At 69.9% G+C, this 15,758-nt stretch carries 15 protein-coding genes; 12 read left to right on the top strand and 3 right to left on the bottom strand.

All coding sequences use genetic code 11. The features are described 5' to 3' along the window. Positions 1-5: 5 nt before the first annotated feature. Entirely contained in the window at positions 6-1,145 is a 1,140-nt protein-coding gene (locus E6C76_RS13880; RefSeq protein ID WP_136348834.1) for an efflux RND transporter periplasmic adaptor subunit, read from the bottom strand. 263 nt (positions 1,146-1,408) lie between these two features. On the opposite strand from E6C76_RS13880, the gene E6C76_RS13875 reads away from it, so the two are divergent. Both E6C76_RS13875 and E6C76_RS13870 read left to right on the top strand, forming a co-directional pair. Further along, on the top strand, positions 1,409-2,206 hold the full coding sequence (locus E6C76_RS13875) for an IclR family transcriptional regulator (protein ID WP_136348833.1): 798 nt from the start codon (positions 1,409-1,411) through the stop codon (positions 2,204-2,206). A 10-nt stretch (positions 2,207-2,216) separates the two neighbouring features. Beyond that, positions 2,217-2,825: a TetR family transcriptional regulator gene (locus E6C76_RS13870; RefSeq protein ID WP_136348832.1), complete on the top strand. Its 609-nt coding sequence runs from the start codon at positions 2,217-2,219 to the stop codon at positions 2,823-2,825. A gap of 20 nt (positions 2,826-2,845) precedes the next feature. On the opposite strand, the gene E6C76_RS13865 is transcribed toward E6C76_RS13870, so the two are convergent. Further along, positions 2,846-3,616 carry an outer membrane lipoprotein-sorting protein gene (locus E6C76_RS13865; protein ID WP_136348831.1) on the bottom strand — a complete coding sequence of 257 codons (771 nt, stop codon included), beginning with the start codon at positions 3,614-3,616 and terminating at the stop codon, positions 2,846-2,848. Between the two features lie 46 nt (positions 3,617-3,662). Between E6C76_RS13865 and E6C76_RS13860 the strand changes: the two genes are divergently transcribed. Further along, the gene (locus E6C76_RS13860) at positions 3,663-4,409 is read left to right on the top strand and encodes an ABC transporter ATP-binding protein (RefSeq protein WP_136348830.1); all 747 of its coding nucleotides are present in this window, start codon (positions 3,663-3,665) and stop codon (positions 4,407-4,409) included. 14 nt (positions 4,410-4,423) lie between these two features. Then, a complete protein-coding gene (locus tag E6C76_RS13855; protein WP_136348829.1) occupies positions 4,424-5,719 on the top strand; it encodes a DUF1302 family protein in 1,296 nt (431 codons plus the stop codon). Positions 5,720-5,735: 16 nt separating this feature from the next. On the opposite strand, the gene E6C76_RS13850 is transcribed toward E6C76_RS13855, so the two are convergent. After that, positions 5,736-6,500, bottom strand: a complete 765-nt coding sequence (locus E6C76_RS13850; RefSeq protein ID WP_136348828.1) for an N-acyl amino acid synthase FeeM domain-containing protein — start codon at positions 6,498-6,500, stop codon at positions 5,736-5,738. Between the two features lie 218 nt (positions 6,501-6,718). Here E6C76_RS13850 and E6C76_RS13845 point away from each other — a divergent pair, with 218 nt between their 5' ends. The 8 genes from E6C76_RS13845 to E6C76_RS13810 all read left to right on the top strand — a co-directional run bounded on the left by E6C76_RS13845 (position 6,719) and on the right by E6C76_RS13810 (position 15,561). Further along, on the top strand, positions 6,719-7,339 hold the full coding sequence (locus E6C76_RS13845; RefSeq protein ID WP_136349235.1) for an XrtA/PEP-CTERM system exopolysaccharide export protein: 621 nt from the start codon (positions 6,719-6,721) through the stop codon (positions 7,337-7,339). Positions 7,340-7,404: 65 nt separating this feature from the next. Then, positions 7,405-8,949, top strand: a complete 1,545-nt coding sequence (locus E6C76_RS13840) for an XrtA system polysaccharide chain length determinant (RefSeq protein WP_136348827.1) — start codon at positions 7,405-7,407, stop codon at positions 8,947-8,949. Positions 8,950-8,962: 13 nt separating this feature from the next. Beyond that, on the top strand, positions 8,963-9,895 hold the full coding sequence (locus E6C76_RS13835) for an XrtA-associated tyrosine autokinase (RefSeq protein WP_136348826.1): 933 nt from the start codon (positions 8,963-8,965) through the stop codon (positions 9,893-9,895). After that, positions 9,864-11,396 (top strand): TIGR03016 family PEP-CTERM system-associated outer membrane protein, encoded by a 1,533-nt coding sequence (locus E6C76_RS13830; RefSeq protein ID WP_168734342.1) that lies wholly within the window; start codon positions 9,864-9,866, stop codon positions 11,394-11,396. The genes E6C76_RS13835 and E6C76_RS13830 overlap by 32 nt, the downstream gene beginning before the upstream one ends. Positions 11,397-11,434: 38 nt before the next feature. Then, complete coding sequence (locus E6C76_RS13825; protein ID WP_136348824.1) at positions 11,435-12,538, top strand: XrtA/PEP-CTERM system-associated ATPase; 1,104 nt, start codon at positions 11,435-11,437, stop codon at positions 12,536-12,538. After that, positions 12,528-13,673, top strand: coding sequence for a non-hydrolyzing UDP-N-acetylglucosamine 2-epimerase (gene wecB / locus E6C76_RS13820; protein WP_136348823.1), 1,146 nt, complete (start codon positions 12,528-12,530; stop codon positions 13,671-13,673). The genes E6C76_RS13825 and wecB overlap by 11 nt, the downstream gene beginning before the upstream one ends. Beyond that, the gene (locus E6C76_RS13815) at positions 13,674-14,513 is read left to right on the top strand and encodes an XrtA system polysaccharide deacetylase (RefSeq protein WP_408003486.1); all 840 of its coding nucleotides are present in this window, start codon (positions 13,674-13,676) and stop codon (positions 14,511-14,513) included. A 7-nt stretch (positions 14,514-14,520) separates the two neighbouring features. Then, on the top strand, positions 14,521-15,561 hold the full coding sequence (locus E6C76_RS13810; protein ID WP_136348822.1) for a FemAB family XrtA/PEP-CTERM system-associated protein: 1,041 nt from the start codon (positions 14,521-14,523) through the stop codon (positions 15,559-15,561). The last annotated feature ends 197 nt before the right edge of the window (positions 15,562-15,758 follow it).

Here is a 15,758-nt window from a genome sequence, read left to right as displayed (position 1 = left end):
TCTCCTCAGCCTGCGCGGCCGGACGCGGCGAACTGCGTCACGATGCTCACGTTGCCCGCCGGCTCGGCCTGCACCTGCAGGCCGGGGCGCAGGCGCTGCATGCCTTCGGTGACCACCCGCTCGCCGGCCTGCAGGCCCTTGTCCACCAGCCAGGTGTTGCCGACGGTGCGCGCGGTTTCGATCTCGCGCGGATTGGCGACGCCGTCGTCCCCGACCACCCAGACCATCGCCTGCCCGCGCGTATCGCGCGTCACCGCCTGCTGGGGCACCAGGATCGCCTCCTGGCGCACGCCGGTCTGCAGCGTCGCATGCACGAACATGCCCGGCAGCAGCTTGCCGTCCGGGTTGGGGAAGACGGCGCGCAGCACCACCGAGCCGGTGCCCGGGTCGACGCTGATCTCGGAGAACTTCAGTGTGCCGGGCAGCGCATAGAGGCTGCCGTCCTCCAGCTTGAGCCGGACCTTCGCCGCATCCTCGCCCGCGCGTTCCAGCACGCCATCGGCCAGGGCGCGCTGCATGCGCAGGATCTCGCCGGTGGACTGCGTCAGGTCGACGTGGATCGGATCGATCTGCTGCACCGTGGCGAGCGCGCCGGCCTGCCCGCTGGTGACCAGCGCGCCCTCGGTGACCAGCGAACGGCCGATGCGCCCCGAAATCGGCGCGAGCACCTTGGTGTAGACCATGTCGATGCGGGCCACGTCCACGTCGGCCTGGGCCTGGCGCCAGGCGGCCAGGGCGTCGTCGTACTGCTGCTGGCTGATCGCGTTGGTCGCGCGCAGCCCCTCGTAGCGCCGCGCCAGGCTTTCCGTGGCATGCAGGTTGGCTTCCGCCCGCTGCAGCCTGGCGGCGTAGGTCGCCGGGTCGATCTGGTAGAGCTGCTGCCCTTCCTTGACCGTACTGCCTTCCGCGAACAGCCGTTTCTGCAGGATGCCGCTCACCTGCGGGCGGACCTCCGCGATGCGGTAGGCGGCGGTGCGTCCGGGCAGCTCGGTGGTCAGCGAGACCTCCTGCGCCGCCACGGTATAGACGCCGACCTGGACCGGACCGGGCGGCGGCGCCGATTGCTGTGGCTGGCCGCAGGCGGCCAGCGCCGCCGCAAGCGCGAGCGGCACGATCCGCCGGGATAGGGATTGGGGAAGCTTCATTTGGCCGTGTTCTCCTGAATGCCCGCCGCCCGCGGAAGCGGGCGCAAAGCGCTTGCGCCGTCCGTGGGGGAGGGGATGCCCGCTGGGGGAGGTTTCCTGCGCGATGCCGTACGTGAATCTCTGTACCGCATCATGGTACAGTGTACCGAAATTTGTAAACCCCCTGCCCCCCTCCCCGCGCCGACGCCCATGGATGATTCGCCGGTCGCGGACGGGTTAAAGTGCCTGCCTGTGAAAAGCCATGACACGGACCGATCAGTACCATGAACGAACACAAACGCGCCGCGGCCGAACCGGCCGACGACGCCGACGACCGGCAGCAGGGCGGCATCCAGGTGATTGCCCGCACCAGCCGGATCATGCGCGCCCTGAGCGCGCGCCCGCACGGCCTCAGCCTGGCGGAGATCGCCGCCGAGGTCGGCCTGCCACGTTCGACGGTGCAGCGCATCATCACCGCGCTGGTGGCGGAGAATCTCGTCGAACCCGCCGGCGCGGCCGGCGGCTTCCGGCTTGGCCCGGCACTGGGGCAGTTGCTCTACCAGACCGAGGCAGACATCGTGCCGGTCGCCCGCCCCCACCTGGAGCAGTTGTCGCTGGCGTTGCAGGAAACCGTCTGCCTGTCGCGGCTCAGCGGCCGGCAGGTGCAGATCGTCGAGGTTTCCGTCGGCGAACAGATTCTGCGCATCGTGCCGCAGGTCGGCCTGACCGCGCCGATGCAGCTGGCCGCGGACGGCAAGGCATTGCTCGCGCGCATGGACCCGCAGAAGATCGTGGAATGGCTGGGCGACGACCCGCCGCGGCACAGCGGCCGGGGCAAGAGGCTGCCGGAACTGCTGGCCGAGCTGGAGGAAATCCGCCGCAGCGGTTTTGCCTACGACTACGAGGAACTCGCCGAGGGTGTCTGCGCCGTGGCGGTGTCGATCGGCACCTACCGGGGCGCCTATGCGGTGAGCGTGCTGGCGCCCACCGCGCGCATGCGTGCCGGCGTCGATACCTTCAGGCAGGAGTTGGCCGCGACCCGCGCCCTGCTGGAACGTCTGCTGGGCACCGTGCAAGCCTGAGGAGCACGCCATGAGCCGTGCGGACGCCGCGACCCGGCGCCGGCAGGCTCGCCGCGCGCAGATTCTGGCGGCGGCCCGCGGCTGTTTCGAGCGCGATGGCTTCCACGGCGCCAGCATGGCCGCCATCGCCGCGGCGGCGGGGATGAGCATCGGCCATGTGTATCACTACTTCGACGGCAAGGACGCCATCGTCGCGGACATCATACGCATCGACCTGGAGGCCCGCCTGCGGATCCTTGCCGCCCTGCGGCGGCCCGCGGAACTGGCCTCCGCGATGCTGTCCCCCGCGCGGACGGCCTCGGCCGGCGACACTACGCTGCCGCTGGGCCCCAGGCTGCGTGCGGAGATTTTCGTCGAAGCCGTCCGCAATCCGCTGGCCGCCCGTCTGCTCGCGGACGCCGACGCTGCCTGCCTGCGTCGTCTACGGACGCTGCTGAATCCGCCATGCCTGCCGGATGCCGCGGAACGAGGCGGGCCGGCCGCCGCCGAATTGGCGCTCGCCCTCTGGGACGGCCTCAGGGTGCGCGGCCTTGTGGTGGGCGCGCAGGTGGATGACTGTGTCCTGCGCCTGGCGAATGTGCTGAGCGCGCTTGCCGGCCATGCCGGCAGGCCGGACTGACGGGGGCGGCGGCGCCGGGCTCAGTTCAGCCGGCGCAGGTACTCCCGGGTGAACATGCGTTCCGGCAGGTCGCGCAGGTTCATGTCCGCGTAGGTGAGTTCGGAGCTTTCGCCGGCCTTCAGTGCGTCGGTCATCACCAGCCGGGTGGGGCGCACACGCCCGGCCATCTCCTGGAAGTCCAGATAGGCACAGGTCTTCAGCAGACGGCCGGAGAGCGCGTAGAACTCCGCCTTCACCGGCCGGGCGTCGTCCTGGCGCACCCAGTAGCGCACCCGCGCATAGGTCACCGAGCGCTCGGTGGCGGTGAGTTCCAGCACGTGGCAGGGCTGGCCGTCGATCTCTTCCGTGCCGCTGAGCACCGGGTTGTAGTCGCCGGCGAAGTTGGCGCGCGCCAGGTCGCCGTTGGCCACCTGCCCGGTGAGGCGCTGGGCGAGCGACAGGCGCACCGGCTGCGACACGCTGGGCATGAAGATCCACAGGTCGCGCCCGCGCATCAGCAGCGCCTGGCCGCGCTCCGAGGCCGGCTCCATGGTCAGTACGATGGTGTTCTCGTTGCCGCGCGACAGCACGCGGTACACGCGCTGGTCGCCGGGCTGGCCGTCGCTGAAGTTGCGCACGGTGATGTCGGTCTGGAAGCTCTCGCGCGGGAAGCGAATCTCGTCCGCGCGCGCCACCAGTTCGCGCGCCAGGTCGCCCTCGGCAGCGCCGGCGGCGCGCAACAGCGCGGGGGCAGTGAAACCCAGCACGGCGAGCGACAGAAAACGGCGGCGGGAAGAAGAGGGAGGCGTCATGGATTGCTATCCTGATGTCAGTCTCTTCACCAGTGTGGACCGTGGGATGGCGATCGTACAGGTGGAAAATGTCGGCAAGCGTTATCTGCTTGGCGAACAGGAGGTTCATGCGCTCACCGGCATCAATCTGTCGATCGAGCCGGGCGTGTTCCTGGCCATCGCCGGGCCGTCGGGCAGCGGAAAATCCACCCTGCTGAACATCATCGGCTGCATCGACACGCCGTCCTCCGGGCGGGTGAGCATAGCCGGGCGCGAGGTCTCCGGGCAGACCCCGGACCAGCTCGCCGACCTGCGCGCGCGCACCATCGGCTTCATCTTCCAGTCCTTCAACCTGCTGCCGGTGCTGTCCGCCGAGGAAAACGTCGAATACCCGCTGCTGCAGCTGCGCGAACTGTCGCGCGCCGAGCGCCGCGAGCGCGTGCGCCACTACCTGGGCATGGTGGGGCTGAGCAAGTATGCCGCGCACCGGCCCAACCAGCTGTCCGGCGGGCAGCGCCAGCGCGTGGCCATCGCGCGCGCGCTGGCCACCCACTCCAAGCTGGTGCTGGCCGACGAGCCCACCGCCAACCTCGACCGCAGGACCGGCGAGGACATCCTGCGGCTGATGAAGGACATCAACCGCAAGTCCGGCACCACCTTCATCTTTTCCACCCACGACCGCCGCGTGATGAACATGGCCGACCGCCTGGTGCGCATCGAGGACGGGCAGATTTCCGCGCTCGGCATGCGTGCGGGCAAGAGCTGGGTGTTCGTGCAGGATCGCCGCGAAGCCGGCGAAGACCCGGAAATCTGACGGAGGCGCATGCCATGCCACCCATCCAGCGATTGCTGCCCATGCTGTTCGCCGCTGCCTGCGGTGCCCCGGCGCTGGCCGCCGATGCCGCGGATGATCTGTTCAACCTGGGCGGCGACGCGGCGCCGGAGCGCTCGCGCATTTCCGGCTATGCGGAGTTCGGCGGGGCCTACACCTGGCCGCGCGACGGGCACTGGTCCAAGCTGCGCGCGCGGGTGGAACTGGGCAGCAGCGGGCAACTGGGCGAGCGCATGCGCTACAAGCTGTCGGCGCGCGCCGACGTGGATGGCGCCTTCGATCTGGAAAACCATTACTACCCGGGCGCGGTGCGGCGCAACCAGCGCGCGGATTGGATGATCCGCGAGGCCTACGTGGATTTCGGCGCGGGCGAGTGGGAATTCCGCCTGGGCCGCCAGCACGTGGTGTGGGGCGAGATGGTCGGGCTGTTCTTCGCCGACGTGGTCTCGGCGCGCGACCTGCGCGAGTTCTACCTGCCCGAGTTCGAGGCCCTGCGCACGCCGCAGTGGGCCGCGCGTGCGGAATACTTCGCCGGCGAGACGCATTTCGAACTGCTGTGGATTCCCGCCCCGTCCTACGACGAGATCGGCAAGCCGGGTGCGGATTTCTACCCCTTTGCGCTGCCGGCTGGCACGCGGGTGAAGGAGCGCAAGCCCTCGGCGGAACTGTCCAACACCAACTGGGGGGCGCGTGTGTCGCGCCTGATCGACGGCTGGGACCTGTCCGCCTTCCATTACCAGAGCCGCGACATCTCGCCCACGCTGTACCGCCTCGGTGCCCGGCTGGAAACGCGCCATGACCGCATCCGCCAGACCGGCCTGACCTTCTCCAAGGATCTCGGCGTGGCGGTGCTCAAGGGCGAGGCCGTGCATACCCACGGGCGTGGCTTCCTCACCGGCGATCCGGCGGCGCGCTTCGGCCTGAAGCGCTCGGACACGGTGGATTACGTGCTCGGCCTGGACGTGCCGGTGCAGGACGTGTGGCGCTTCAACGTGCAGTACTACGCCCGCGTGTTCGACGATCACGACCGCTGGATGCCCAACGAGCGCCACGAGCGCGGCATGACCTTCCTGGTCAACCGCAAGCTGCGCGACGATCTGGAGTTCGAGGTGCTCTATGTCAGCAGCCTGGAGCGCAGCGACTACATGCTGCGCCCCAAGCTGGTCTGGCGCATCGACGCGGACTGGCGCGCGCAGTTCGGCGCCGACGTGTTCGGCGGCCGCACGGACGGCATCTTCGGGCGCTACGGCCAGCGCGACCGTGTTTACGTCGAATTGCGCCGCTGGTTCTGAGCCCCGCGCGGGACGCTCAACTGGGCAGGCCGCAGGGGTACTCGCGCAGTTGCTCGAACAGGCGCCACTGCGTTTCCAGCGGGAAGAACTGGCGGTACAGCGAGCGTTCCTCGTCGCGCAGGCGGATGCGCTGCTCGACTTCGCGCAGGCTGATCTGCAGCAGCACCGCCGGTGCGCCCACGCGCGGGCAGACGCGTTCCGGCCCGGCCACGCGATAGCCCAGCATGCGCTGGTAGTAGCTGCTGTGGCGCGGGTGCACCTCGGCGAACAGATCGGTCATGCCGTGCACCAGGCGGGCGAGGATGAACACCAGGTGGAAGAGTTCCGCCAGCACCCGGCTGGAGCCGAATTCGGGGTCGAGCGCCAGGCGGGTGACCTCGCAGACCCGCCCGCCCGTCCTGCGCACGTCGTCGATCTGCTCGTGGTACAGCTCGTCGGCGAACAGCCCGTCGGGCGAATCGAGGCCCAGCGTGACGGTGCCGAACACGTGGTCGGTGCCGTCCCGGCAGGCCGCCAGCGTGGTCTGCCCGTTGCGGGCGGGCAGGTCCGCATGGCTGGCGGTGAGGCCGCGCGTGGCGTAGAGCTTTTCGATGAGCTGGGCGACGCGCGCGCGCAGCAGCTCGGAATGGTCGGCGAGGAGGATCTGGTAATCGGCGCAATCCACCGCGAAATATTCGCCGAAGGCGCCGGGAGGGCTGGTGGAAGGGGGTGGGTGCGATGGGCGGGAGAACGTGCTCAAGGAGGCGGGGGCGTACCGGTTGCGGGCATGGATGGACTTCAACGAGGTCTCCAACGAACTTTTGACTCGGGACACCAGGGTCTGCCGGCAGACCCCATTGGAAGCAATTGCAGAAATATTCCTCACTCTACGTAGCGCTCTGCTCGGGGGCTGTTACCTGTTGTGTATTTGTTCCTCGGTTCGGTCTTTTCAGCCTCGTAGCATGAATCGGTATGCGGGGCATTGGCAAGACCCCGCCCGCCCACGGAGGAACGACCATGATGATATCCACGTTCGCGGCCCGTCTGCGCGGCATCGCGCTGGCGGCCGTCGCCGGGCTGGTGCTGGCCGGCTGCGCGACGAGCTATCCGCCCGCGCCGGTGAGTGCCGCGGATGCCGAGTACAACTACGTGATCGGCCCGGGCGACACGGTGAACATCGTCGTGTGGCGCAACCCCGAATTGTCCATGTCGGTGCCGGTGCGCCCGGACGGGCGCATCACCACGCCGCTGGTCGAGGATCTGCCCGCGCTCGGCAAGGACGCCACCACGCTGGCGCGCGACATCGAGAAGGAACTGGCCAAGTACATCCGCGAGCCGGTGGTCACCGTGGTGGTGACCAGCTTCGTCGGGCCGTACAGCGAGCAGATCCGCGTGGTCGGCGAGGCCGCCGAGCCGCAGATCCTGCCCTACGTGCAGCGCATGACGCTGCTCGACGTGATGATCGCGGTGGGCGGCATGACCGAGTTCGCCGACGGCAACCGCGCCTCCATCCTGCGCACCAGCGAGGGCAACAAGCAGTACGGCGTGCGCATCCGCGACCTGATCAAGCGCGGCGACGTGTCAGCCAACGTGGAGATGCGTCCGGGCGACGTGCTGATCATCCCGCAGAGCTGGTTCTGAGCGCCGTGCGCGATGAGGGGCCCGGTGCGCCGGGCGGAGAGCGAAACCGGCAGGCGGACTGAACGATGGAAGATCTGATCCGGCAGGCACTGGGCCTGCTGCGCGGCATGTGGCGTTTCCGCTGGTGGGGGCTGGCGCTGACCTGGGTGGTCGGCGCGCTCGCCGCGGCGGCCATCTACACCATGCCCGACCGCTACGAATCCACCGCGCGGGTGTATGTGGATACCCAGTCGGTGCTGATGCCGCTGATGTCCGGGCTGGCCATCCAGCCCAATCTGGACCAGCAGATCGCCATCCTCAGCCGCACGCTGATCACCCGGCCCAACGTCGAGAAGCTCATCGGCATGGCCGACCTGGACCTCGAAGTGCGCAGCGCCGCCGAGCGCGAGCGCCTGATCGCCGAGCTCACCCGCCGCCTGGAAGTGCGCGCGGCCGGACGCGACAACCTGTTCACCCTGGCTTTCCAGGACGGCGACCCGCAGCGCGCGCAGCGCGTGGTGCAGGCCCTGCTGTCGCTGTTCGTCGAATCCGGGCTGGTCAGCAAGCGGCAGGATACCGATGCCGCGCGGCGCTTCATCGAGGAGCAGATCCGCAACTACGAGATCAAGCTCACCGAGGCGGAAAACCGCCTCAAGGAATTCCGCCTGCGCAACATGGCGCTGATGGATGCCGGCGGGCTGGACTACGTCGGCCAGCTCGGCGGCGTGCGCGCCCAGCTCGAACAGGCGCGCCTGGAACTGCGCGAGGCGATCAACTCGCGCGACGCGCTGCAGCGCCAGATGCAGGGCGAAGACCCGGTGCTGCTGCCGCAGACGCCGAACGGCTCCGGCGTGTCGATCCCGGAGATCGACGGACGCATCGACGCGCTGCGCAAGAACCTCGACGGCCTGCTGCAGCGCTACACCGAATCCCACCCGGACGTGATCGGCACGCGCCGCGTCATCGAGGATCTGGAGGCCCAGAAGGTGAGCGAGATCGAGGCGCGCCGCCAGACCGGCGGCGGGCAGTTCGGCTCCATCCACTCCAACCCGGTGTATCAGCAGCTCAAGCTGGTGCTCTCGGAAACCGAGGCGCGCGTGGCCTCGCTGCAGGCCCGCGTGGGCGAGTACGAGGCGCGCCTGGCCCAGCTGCGCGCCACCGCCGAGCAGCAGCCCAAGCTGGAGGCCGAACTGGCCCAGCTCAACCGCGACTACGAAGTGCACAAGCGCAACTACGAGAGTCTGGTGCAGCGCCGCGAGTCGGCCAACATCTCGGTGCAGATGGACGCGCAGTCGGGCGTCGCCGAATTCCGCGTGATCGATCCGCCCAGCCTGCCGATCAAGCCGGCCGCGCCCAACCGCGTGCTGCTGATGATCGCCGCCGCGTTCGGCGCGCTGGGCGCCGGGGTGGCGCTCACCTTCCTGATCAGCCAGTTGCGCCCGACCTTCGCCGACAGCCGTGCGCTGCGCGAGTTCACCGGCATCCCGGTGCTCGGCACGGTGTCGCTGCTCGGCGATCCGCGCCGCGATGCACGCGCGCGCCGCGGGCGCATCGCCTTCGCCGGCGGGGTGGCCGGCTATGCCGGCGCGGTGGCGGTGGTCGCCGCGATGTTGAACATGCTGCAGGGCTAGACGGAAACGAACGATGAGCCTGATCGAGAAAGCGGCCGAACGGCTGGAGAAACTCCGCGAAGCCGGCGCCTTGCCGGCCGGCAACACGGATACGCCGGCCGCCGTGCCCGCGCCCGCCGTGCGATCGCCGGCGGTACCGCCGGCCGCGCCCGCGCCGGCGGCGGGAGCGGCCCCGCAAGCTTCCGCGCGGACCGTGCGCATCGACCTGGCCGGACTGGCGCGCGACGGCATGGTCACGCCCGATCTGCCGCGCACGCCGATCGCCGAGGAATACCGGGTGATCAAGCGCCCGCTGCTGCGCAACCTGCAGGGCAAGGGCGCGGCGGCGGTGGACAACGGCAACCTGATCATGGTGTCGAGCGCGCTGCCGGGCGAGGGCAAGTCCTTCACCGCGATCAACCTGGCGATCAGCATCGCCATGGAACTCGACCATACCGTGCTGCTGGTCGATGCCGACGTGTCGCGCCCCTCGGTGCTGCAGCGCCTCGGCCTGCCGCCCGAGAAAGGGCTGATGGACGTGCTCACCGGCGGCGCCGAACTGGGCGAGGTGCTGCTGCGCACCAACGTCGACAAGCTCACCCTCCTGCCGGCCGGACGCACCCATCAGCGCGCCACCGAACTGCTGGCCTCCGACGCCATGATCGCGCTGCTGGAAGAGATGGCCACGCGCTACGCCGAGCGCGTCATCGTGTTCGATTCGCCGCCGCTGCTGGTGACCACCGAGGCGCGCGAACTGGCCACCCACATGGGCCAGGTGGTGCTGGTGGTGGAAGCCAACCGCACCACCCACGCCACCGTGAAGCAGGCGCTGGCGACCATCGAGAACTGCCCGGTGAAGCTCATGGTGCTCAACAAGGCCGCCGAGCGCGGGCCGGCGGGCTACTATGGCTACAGCTACGGATACGGCCACGGCCATGGCAACGAAGCCCACCCGGATGCGGCCTGAACGGCGCCCGCGCGCCCGTCCGCTCACCGCGCTGCTGGCGCTGGCGCTGGGCGGGCCGGTACTCGCCCAGGAAGCGCGCGTGGAGCCCACGCTGCAACTGGGCGTGACCTGGTCGGACAACATCGACGCCTCCTCGTCCAACCGGCGCAGCGGCTTCGTGCTGGAAGCCTCGCCGGGGCTGTCCCTCAGCCGGCGTGGCGGGCGCATCTCCGGCCAGCTCGACATGAGCCTGCGCAACCGCATCGACACCTCCGACAGCGGGCGCGGCACCACCTTCCTGGCGCTCAACGGGCGCGGCGAGATCGAGGCGGTCGAAGATCTGCTGTTCGTCGAACTCGACGCCATGGCCTCGCGCGACAATCCCTCGCTGTTCTCCGGGCGCGGGCGCGGCGATTCGCTGTCCTCGGCGCGCGCCAACGAAGTGCGCGCGCTGGGCATCGCGCCGCGCCTCGAACTGCGCTTCGGCGATACCGAAGCCATGCTGCGCTACCAGACGCGCTGGATGGATGGGCAGGGCGTGCTCGACCGCCAGCAGATGGAACGCTGGAACGCGCGTGCCGGCAACGCCACCGCTTTCGGACTGTTCGGCTGGGGCGTGGACTACAGCCGCACGGACACCGCCTACGGCGGTTCCGGGCGCCGCGACGTATCGCAGGAAGTCTCCCGCGCCACGCTGTTCATCAACGTCACCCCGCAGTTCCGCGCACGCCTGATCGGCGGGCACGAATCCAACGACTACGCCACGCGGCGCGGCGAAAGCGGCAGCATCACCGGCGTCGGCTTCGACTGGCGGCCGAGCGCGCGCACCGACGTCTCGGCCACCTCCGAGAAGCGCGTGTTCGGGCGCGGCCACGACTTGCGCGTGCATCACCGCCGCGCGCGTTCGGTGTGGGAACTGGGCTGGTCGCGTGACATCACCTCCTCGCTGGAGAGCTTCGCCGGGCTGGGCAACGACCCGCTGTACCGGCAGATCTACGACGCGCTGGCGGCCACCGTGCCCGATCCGCTCGAACGCGAGCGCGCCGTGCTGCAGATCCTGAGCGCCCTGGGCTACAACATCGCCGGCCTGCGCGACACCGTGGTGGCCAGCAACCACTATCTGGACAAGCGCCTGAGTGCCGGCGTCACGCTGATCGGCGCGCGCAACTCGCTCAGCCTGTCGCTGCTGCGCTCCGACCGCGAACGCATCGGCGATTTGGTGATGAACAACCCGCTGGACGACTTCTCGCGTTTCGACCGGGTGCGCGAGAACACCGCCTCGCTGAGCTTCTCCCACCGCCTGACGCCCGATACCTCGCTCACCGCCGGACTCACCCGCAGCCACGCGCGCGGCAGCGGCGTCGCCGCCGAGAACGTGCGCCGCACCCTGTACAGCCTGGGGCTGGGCACCCGCCTGGGGCCCAGCGTCTCCTCCAATCTCACGCTGCGCCGGCAACAGGTCTCCGGCACTGGCCGCTTCACCGAGAACGCCATCGTGGCGACCCTGCTGATGCGCTTCTGAACCGCCACACGGCCCCACCGGCCGGCTCCGGACCCCCGATGTACGAATCCTATTTCCGCCTGAGCGGCAAGCCGTTCCAGCTCAATCCCGACCCCGCCTTCTACTACGGCAGCCGCGGCCATCGCCGCGCCATGGCCTATCTGGACTACGGCCTGCACCAGAGCGAAGGCTTCATCGTCATCACCGGCGAGGTCGGCGCCGGCAAGACCACGCTGACCCGCAGCCTGCTCGAACGCCTGGATCCCGCCAAGGTGGTCGCCGCGCATCTGGTCAGCACCCACATCGACGCCGACGACATGCTGCGCATGGTGGCGGCGGCCTTCGGCCTGCCCTTCCGCAGCCTGGACAAGGCCGGCCTGCTGCTCGCCCTGGAAACCTTCCTGGTATCCACCACGGCCGCCGGCAAGCGCGCGCTGCTGATCGTCGACGAGGCGCAGAACCTCACCCCGGCGGCGGTCGAGGAACTGCGCATGCTGTCCAACTTCCAACTGGAAGACCACGCCCTGCTGCAGAGCTTCCTGGTCGGCCAGCCGGAGTTCCGCGACATCATGCAGAGCCCGCGCATGCGCCAGCTGCGCCAGCGTGTGATCGCCTCCTACCACCTCGGCCCGCTCGACGCCGGCGAAACCCAGGCCTACATCGAGCACCGCCTGCACCATGTCGGCTGGCGGGACGATCCGCTGTTTTCCCCCGAGGCGCTGCGCGCCATCTACGCTGCCACCGGCGGCATCCCCCGGCGCATCAACACTTTGTGCGACCGCCTGCTGCTCGCCGCCTTCCTGGCCGAGCGCCACCGGGTTGGCGAGGATGACGTGCGCGAAGTGGTCGAGGAAATGCAGCGCGAGATGGCCGCGCCGGACGCCGCGCGCGGCGAGGGTGGCAACGGCCAGATGCAGGGCGCGCTCGCCGGCTTCGACCCGCGCACGCTGGATCCGGCCCGCCTGCGCGTCGCCCCCGAACTCGCCCGCCAGGTCGAGGCGCTTGCCGCCGGTACCGACCTGCAGCGCATCGAGGCCCGCCTGACCCGGCTGGAGCAGTCGGTGTCCGCCACGCTGAACGTGCTCAACCAGCTGCTGCGCGCTGCGCGCGCCGATGCCGCGCGCCCGCAGGACGCCGAACGCGGAGAACGGCATGAACGCTGAAGCGCGCGGCCCCATCCTGTGCGTGGTGGGTGCCCGGCCCAACTACATGAAGATGGCGCCCATCGTGCGCGCCTTCGCCGCCGCCGGGCCGGCGCTCGACCACCTGCTGGTGCACACCGGCCAGCACTACGACCCGGCGATGAACGACCGCCTGTTCGCCGATCTCGGCCTGCCCGCGCCGGCGGTGAACCTGGGTGTGGGTTCCGGCAGCCACGCCGAGCAGACCGCCGAGGTGATGAAGCGCTTCGACCCGCTGGTCGAACGCCTGAACCCGCGTGCCGTGCTGGTGGTCGGCGACGTGAACTCCACGCTGGCCTGCGCCCTGGTGGCCGCCAAGCGCGGTGTGCCGGTGGTGCATGTGGAAGCCGGGCTGCGCAGCGGCGACCGGACGATGCCCGAAGAGATCAATCGCGTGCTCACCGACCAGCTCGCCGATCTGCTGTACACCACCGAACGCGGCGCGCTGGACAATCTGCTGCGCGAAGGCGTGGCCGCCGGACGTGTCGAATTCGTCGGCAACGTGATGATCGACAGCCTGCTCGCCAGCCTGCCGCGCGCCATGCCGCCCGAACAATTGCTGCGCGCCGCCGGGCTGGACCCGGCGCCGCTGGCCGCCGGCCATGCCGTGGTCACCCTGCACCGGCCGTCCAACGTGGACCACGCCGAGGTGCTTGGCCCGTTGATCGACGCGCTGCGCACGCTGGCACGCCGCCTGCCGCTGGTGTTCGCCCTGCACCCGCGCACGCGCGCGCAACTGGAGCGCTTCGGCCTGCTCGGCAGGCTCGACGCGCCGGGCATCTTCCTGCTGCCGCCGCAGGGCTATCTGGAAATGCTCGGGCTGATGTCGCGCGCCGTGATGGTTCTCACCGACTCCGGCGGCATGCAGGAAGAAACTACGGCCCTGGGCGTGCCCTGCCTCACCATCCGTCATAACACCGAACGGCCGATTACCGTGGAGCAGGGCACCAACACCCTGGTGGGCACCGACCCGCGGGCGCTGCTCGCCGGCGCCGAAGAGGTGCTCGCCAACGGCGGCAAGCGCGGGCGCGTGCCCGAACTGTGGGACGGCCGGGCGGCCGAACGCATCGCCGCCCACCTGGCCGGCTGGCTGGAACGCAACGGACAGGCTTGCTGAATGATCCCCGCACCCATCGCCAACGCCCTCACCATCGACGTGGAAGACTACTTCCAGGTCTCCGCGCTGGCCGCGCACTTCCCGCGCGAGCAGTGGGACGCGCAACCCTGCCGGGTGGAGCGCAACGTGGACCGCATCCTCGACCTGCTGGCCCGCCACGACGCGCGCGCCACCTTCTTCACCCTGGGCTGGGTGGCCGAGCGCTACCCGCAGCTGGTGCGCCGCATCGCCGCCGGCGGGCACGAGGTGGCCAGCCACGGCTACGCTCACGAGCGCGCCAGCGCGCAGACCCCGGAGGTCTTCCTGGCCGACATCCGCCTCGCCAAGGCGGTGCTGGAGGACATCTCCGGCCAGCCGGTGAGCGGCTACCGCGCCCCCAGCTTCTCCATCGGCGCGGGCAACCCGTGGGCGCACGACTGCATCGCCGAGGCCGGCTACCGCTACAGCTCCAGCGTGTATCCGGTGCGCCACGACCACTACGGCATGCCGGACGCGCCGCGTTTCCCGTGGCGGCTGGACAACGGCCTGGTGGAAATCCCGGTGAGCACGGTACGCTGGCTGGGGCGCAACTGGCCGGCCGGCGGCGGCGGCTGGTTCCGCCTGCTGCCCTACGCCTTGTCGCGCTGGCAGATCGCCCGCGTCAACCGCGCCGACCGGCGCCCGGCGATCTTCTACTTCCACCCCTGGGAGGTGGACCCCGAACAGCCGCGCGTGCGCGCCGAGGCCCGCGCGCGTTTCCGCCACTACGTCAATCTGCGCCGCACCGAGGGCCGGCTTGCCCGCCTGCTCGCGGATTTTCGCTGGGAACGCGCCGACGTCGTGTTCCGCGACGCCGCCTGAACCGCCCATGCGCGCCGCCGTGCTCAGCGTCCATGCCCTGACCAGCGCCGACCACGCGCGCTGGGATGCCTTCGTGCACGCCTGCCCGCAGGCCACCTTCTTCCACCTGTCGGCCTGGCAAGGCCTCATCGAAGAAGTCTTCCGCCACCGCACGCACTACCTCTATGCCGAGCGCGCCGGCGCCATCGCCGCCGTGCTGCCGCTCGCCGAGGTGAACAGCCGGCTGTTCGGCCATGCCCTGGTGTCGCTGCCGTTCTGCGTGTATGCCGGCATCGCCGGCGAGGACGACGAGGCCGTCGCGCTGCTGGAAGCCGAGGCCGAGGCCCTCGCCCTGCGACTGGGCGTGCAGCACCTGGAATACCGCAATCTGCAGGCCCGCCATGCCGACTGGCCGTGCCAGCCGCTCTACGCCACCTTCCGCAAGGCCATCCTGCCAGAGGTGGAGGCCAACCTGCTGGCCATTCCGCGCAAGCAGCGCGCCATGGTGCGCAAGGGCATCGCCAACGGCCTGCGCGCGCAGTTCGACGACGACGTGGCGCGCTTCTTCCCGCTGTACGCCGGCAACGTGCTGCGCCACGGCACGCCGGCCCTGCCCAGACGCTATTTCGCCCGCCTGCGCGAAACCTTCGGGCCGGCCTGCGAAGTGCTCACGGTGAGCGACCCGGCGGGCCGCGCGCTGTCCTCGGTGCTGGGCTTCCGCTTCCGCGGCGAGGTGCTGCCCTATTACGCCGGCGACCACGTGGCCGCGCGCGAACTGGCCGCCAACGACTTCAAGTACTGGGAACTGATGCGCCACGCCTGCGAGCGCGGCGACCGGCTGTTCGACTACGGGCGCAGCAAGCTGGGCACGGGCCCCTATGCGTTCAAGAAGAACTGGGGGTTCGAGCCCCGGCCGCTGGCCTACGAATACCGCCTGTACAAGCGCGCCGAGGTGCCGCAGAACAACCCGGCCAACCCGCGCTACCGTGCCTTCATCGCACTGTGGCGCCGCCTGCCGCTGCCGGTGGCCAACGCGCTGGGCCCGCACATCGTGCGCAACCTGGGATGAGCCGCGCCATGGATAGGGTCTGTTGGCATAGGTTTCATGGGCCGCGTTGTGTCCAAACGCTCTCGCTACAAGGCGCGCGACGCAGTCGAGGGTGGTTCCCTCGACAAGGAGCGCAACGCCGTAGCGGGGGCGTTTGGACACAACCCGAAGGGCTCGGCCGAGTGGGTTCCCATTGCCGCGTTGCGGCTCCTCGATTG

The organism is Pseudothauera nasutitermitis (genome assembly GCF_004801295.1).
In the GTDB taxonomy this organism is placed as follows: domain Bacteria; phylum Pseudomonadota; class Gammaproteobacteria; order Burkholderiales; family Rhodocyclaceae; genus Pseudothauera; species Pseudothauera nasutitermitis.
Note: the sequence above shows the minus strand (reverse complement) of the source record. Positions and strands in the feature narration are given on the sequence as shown.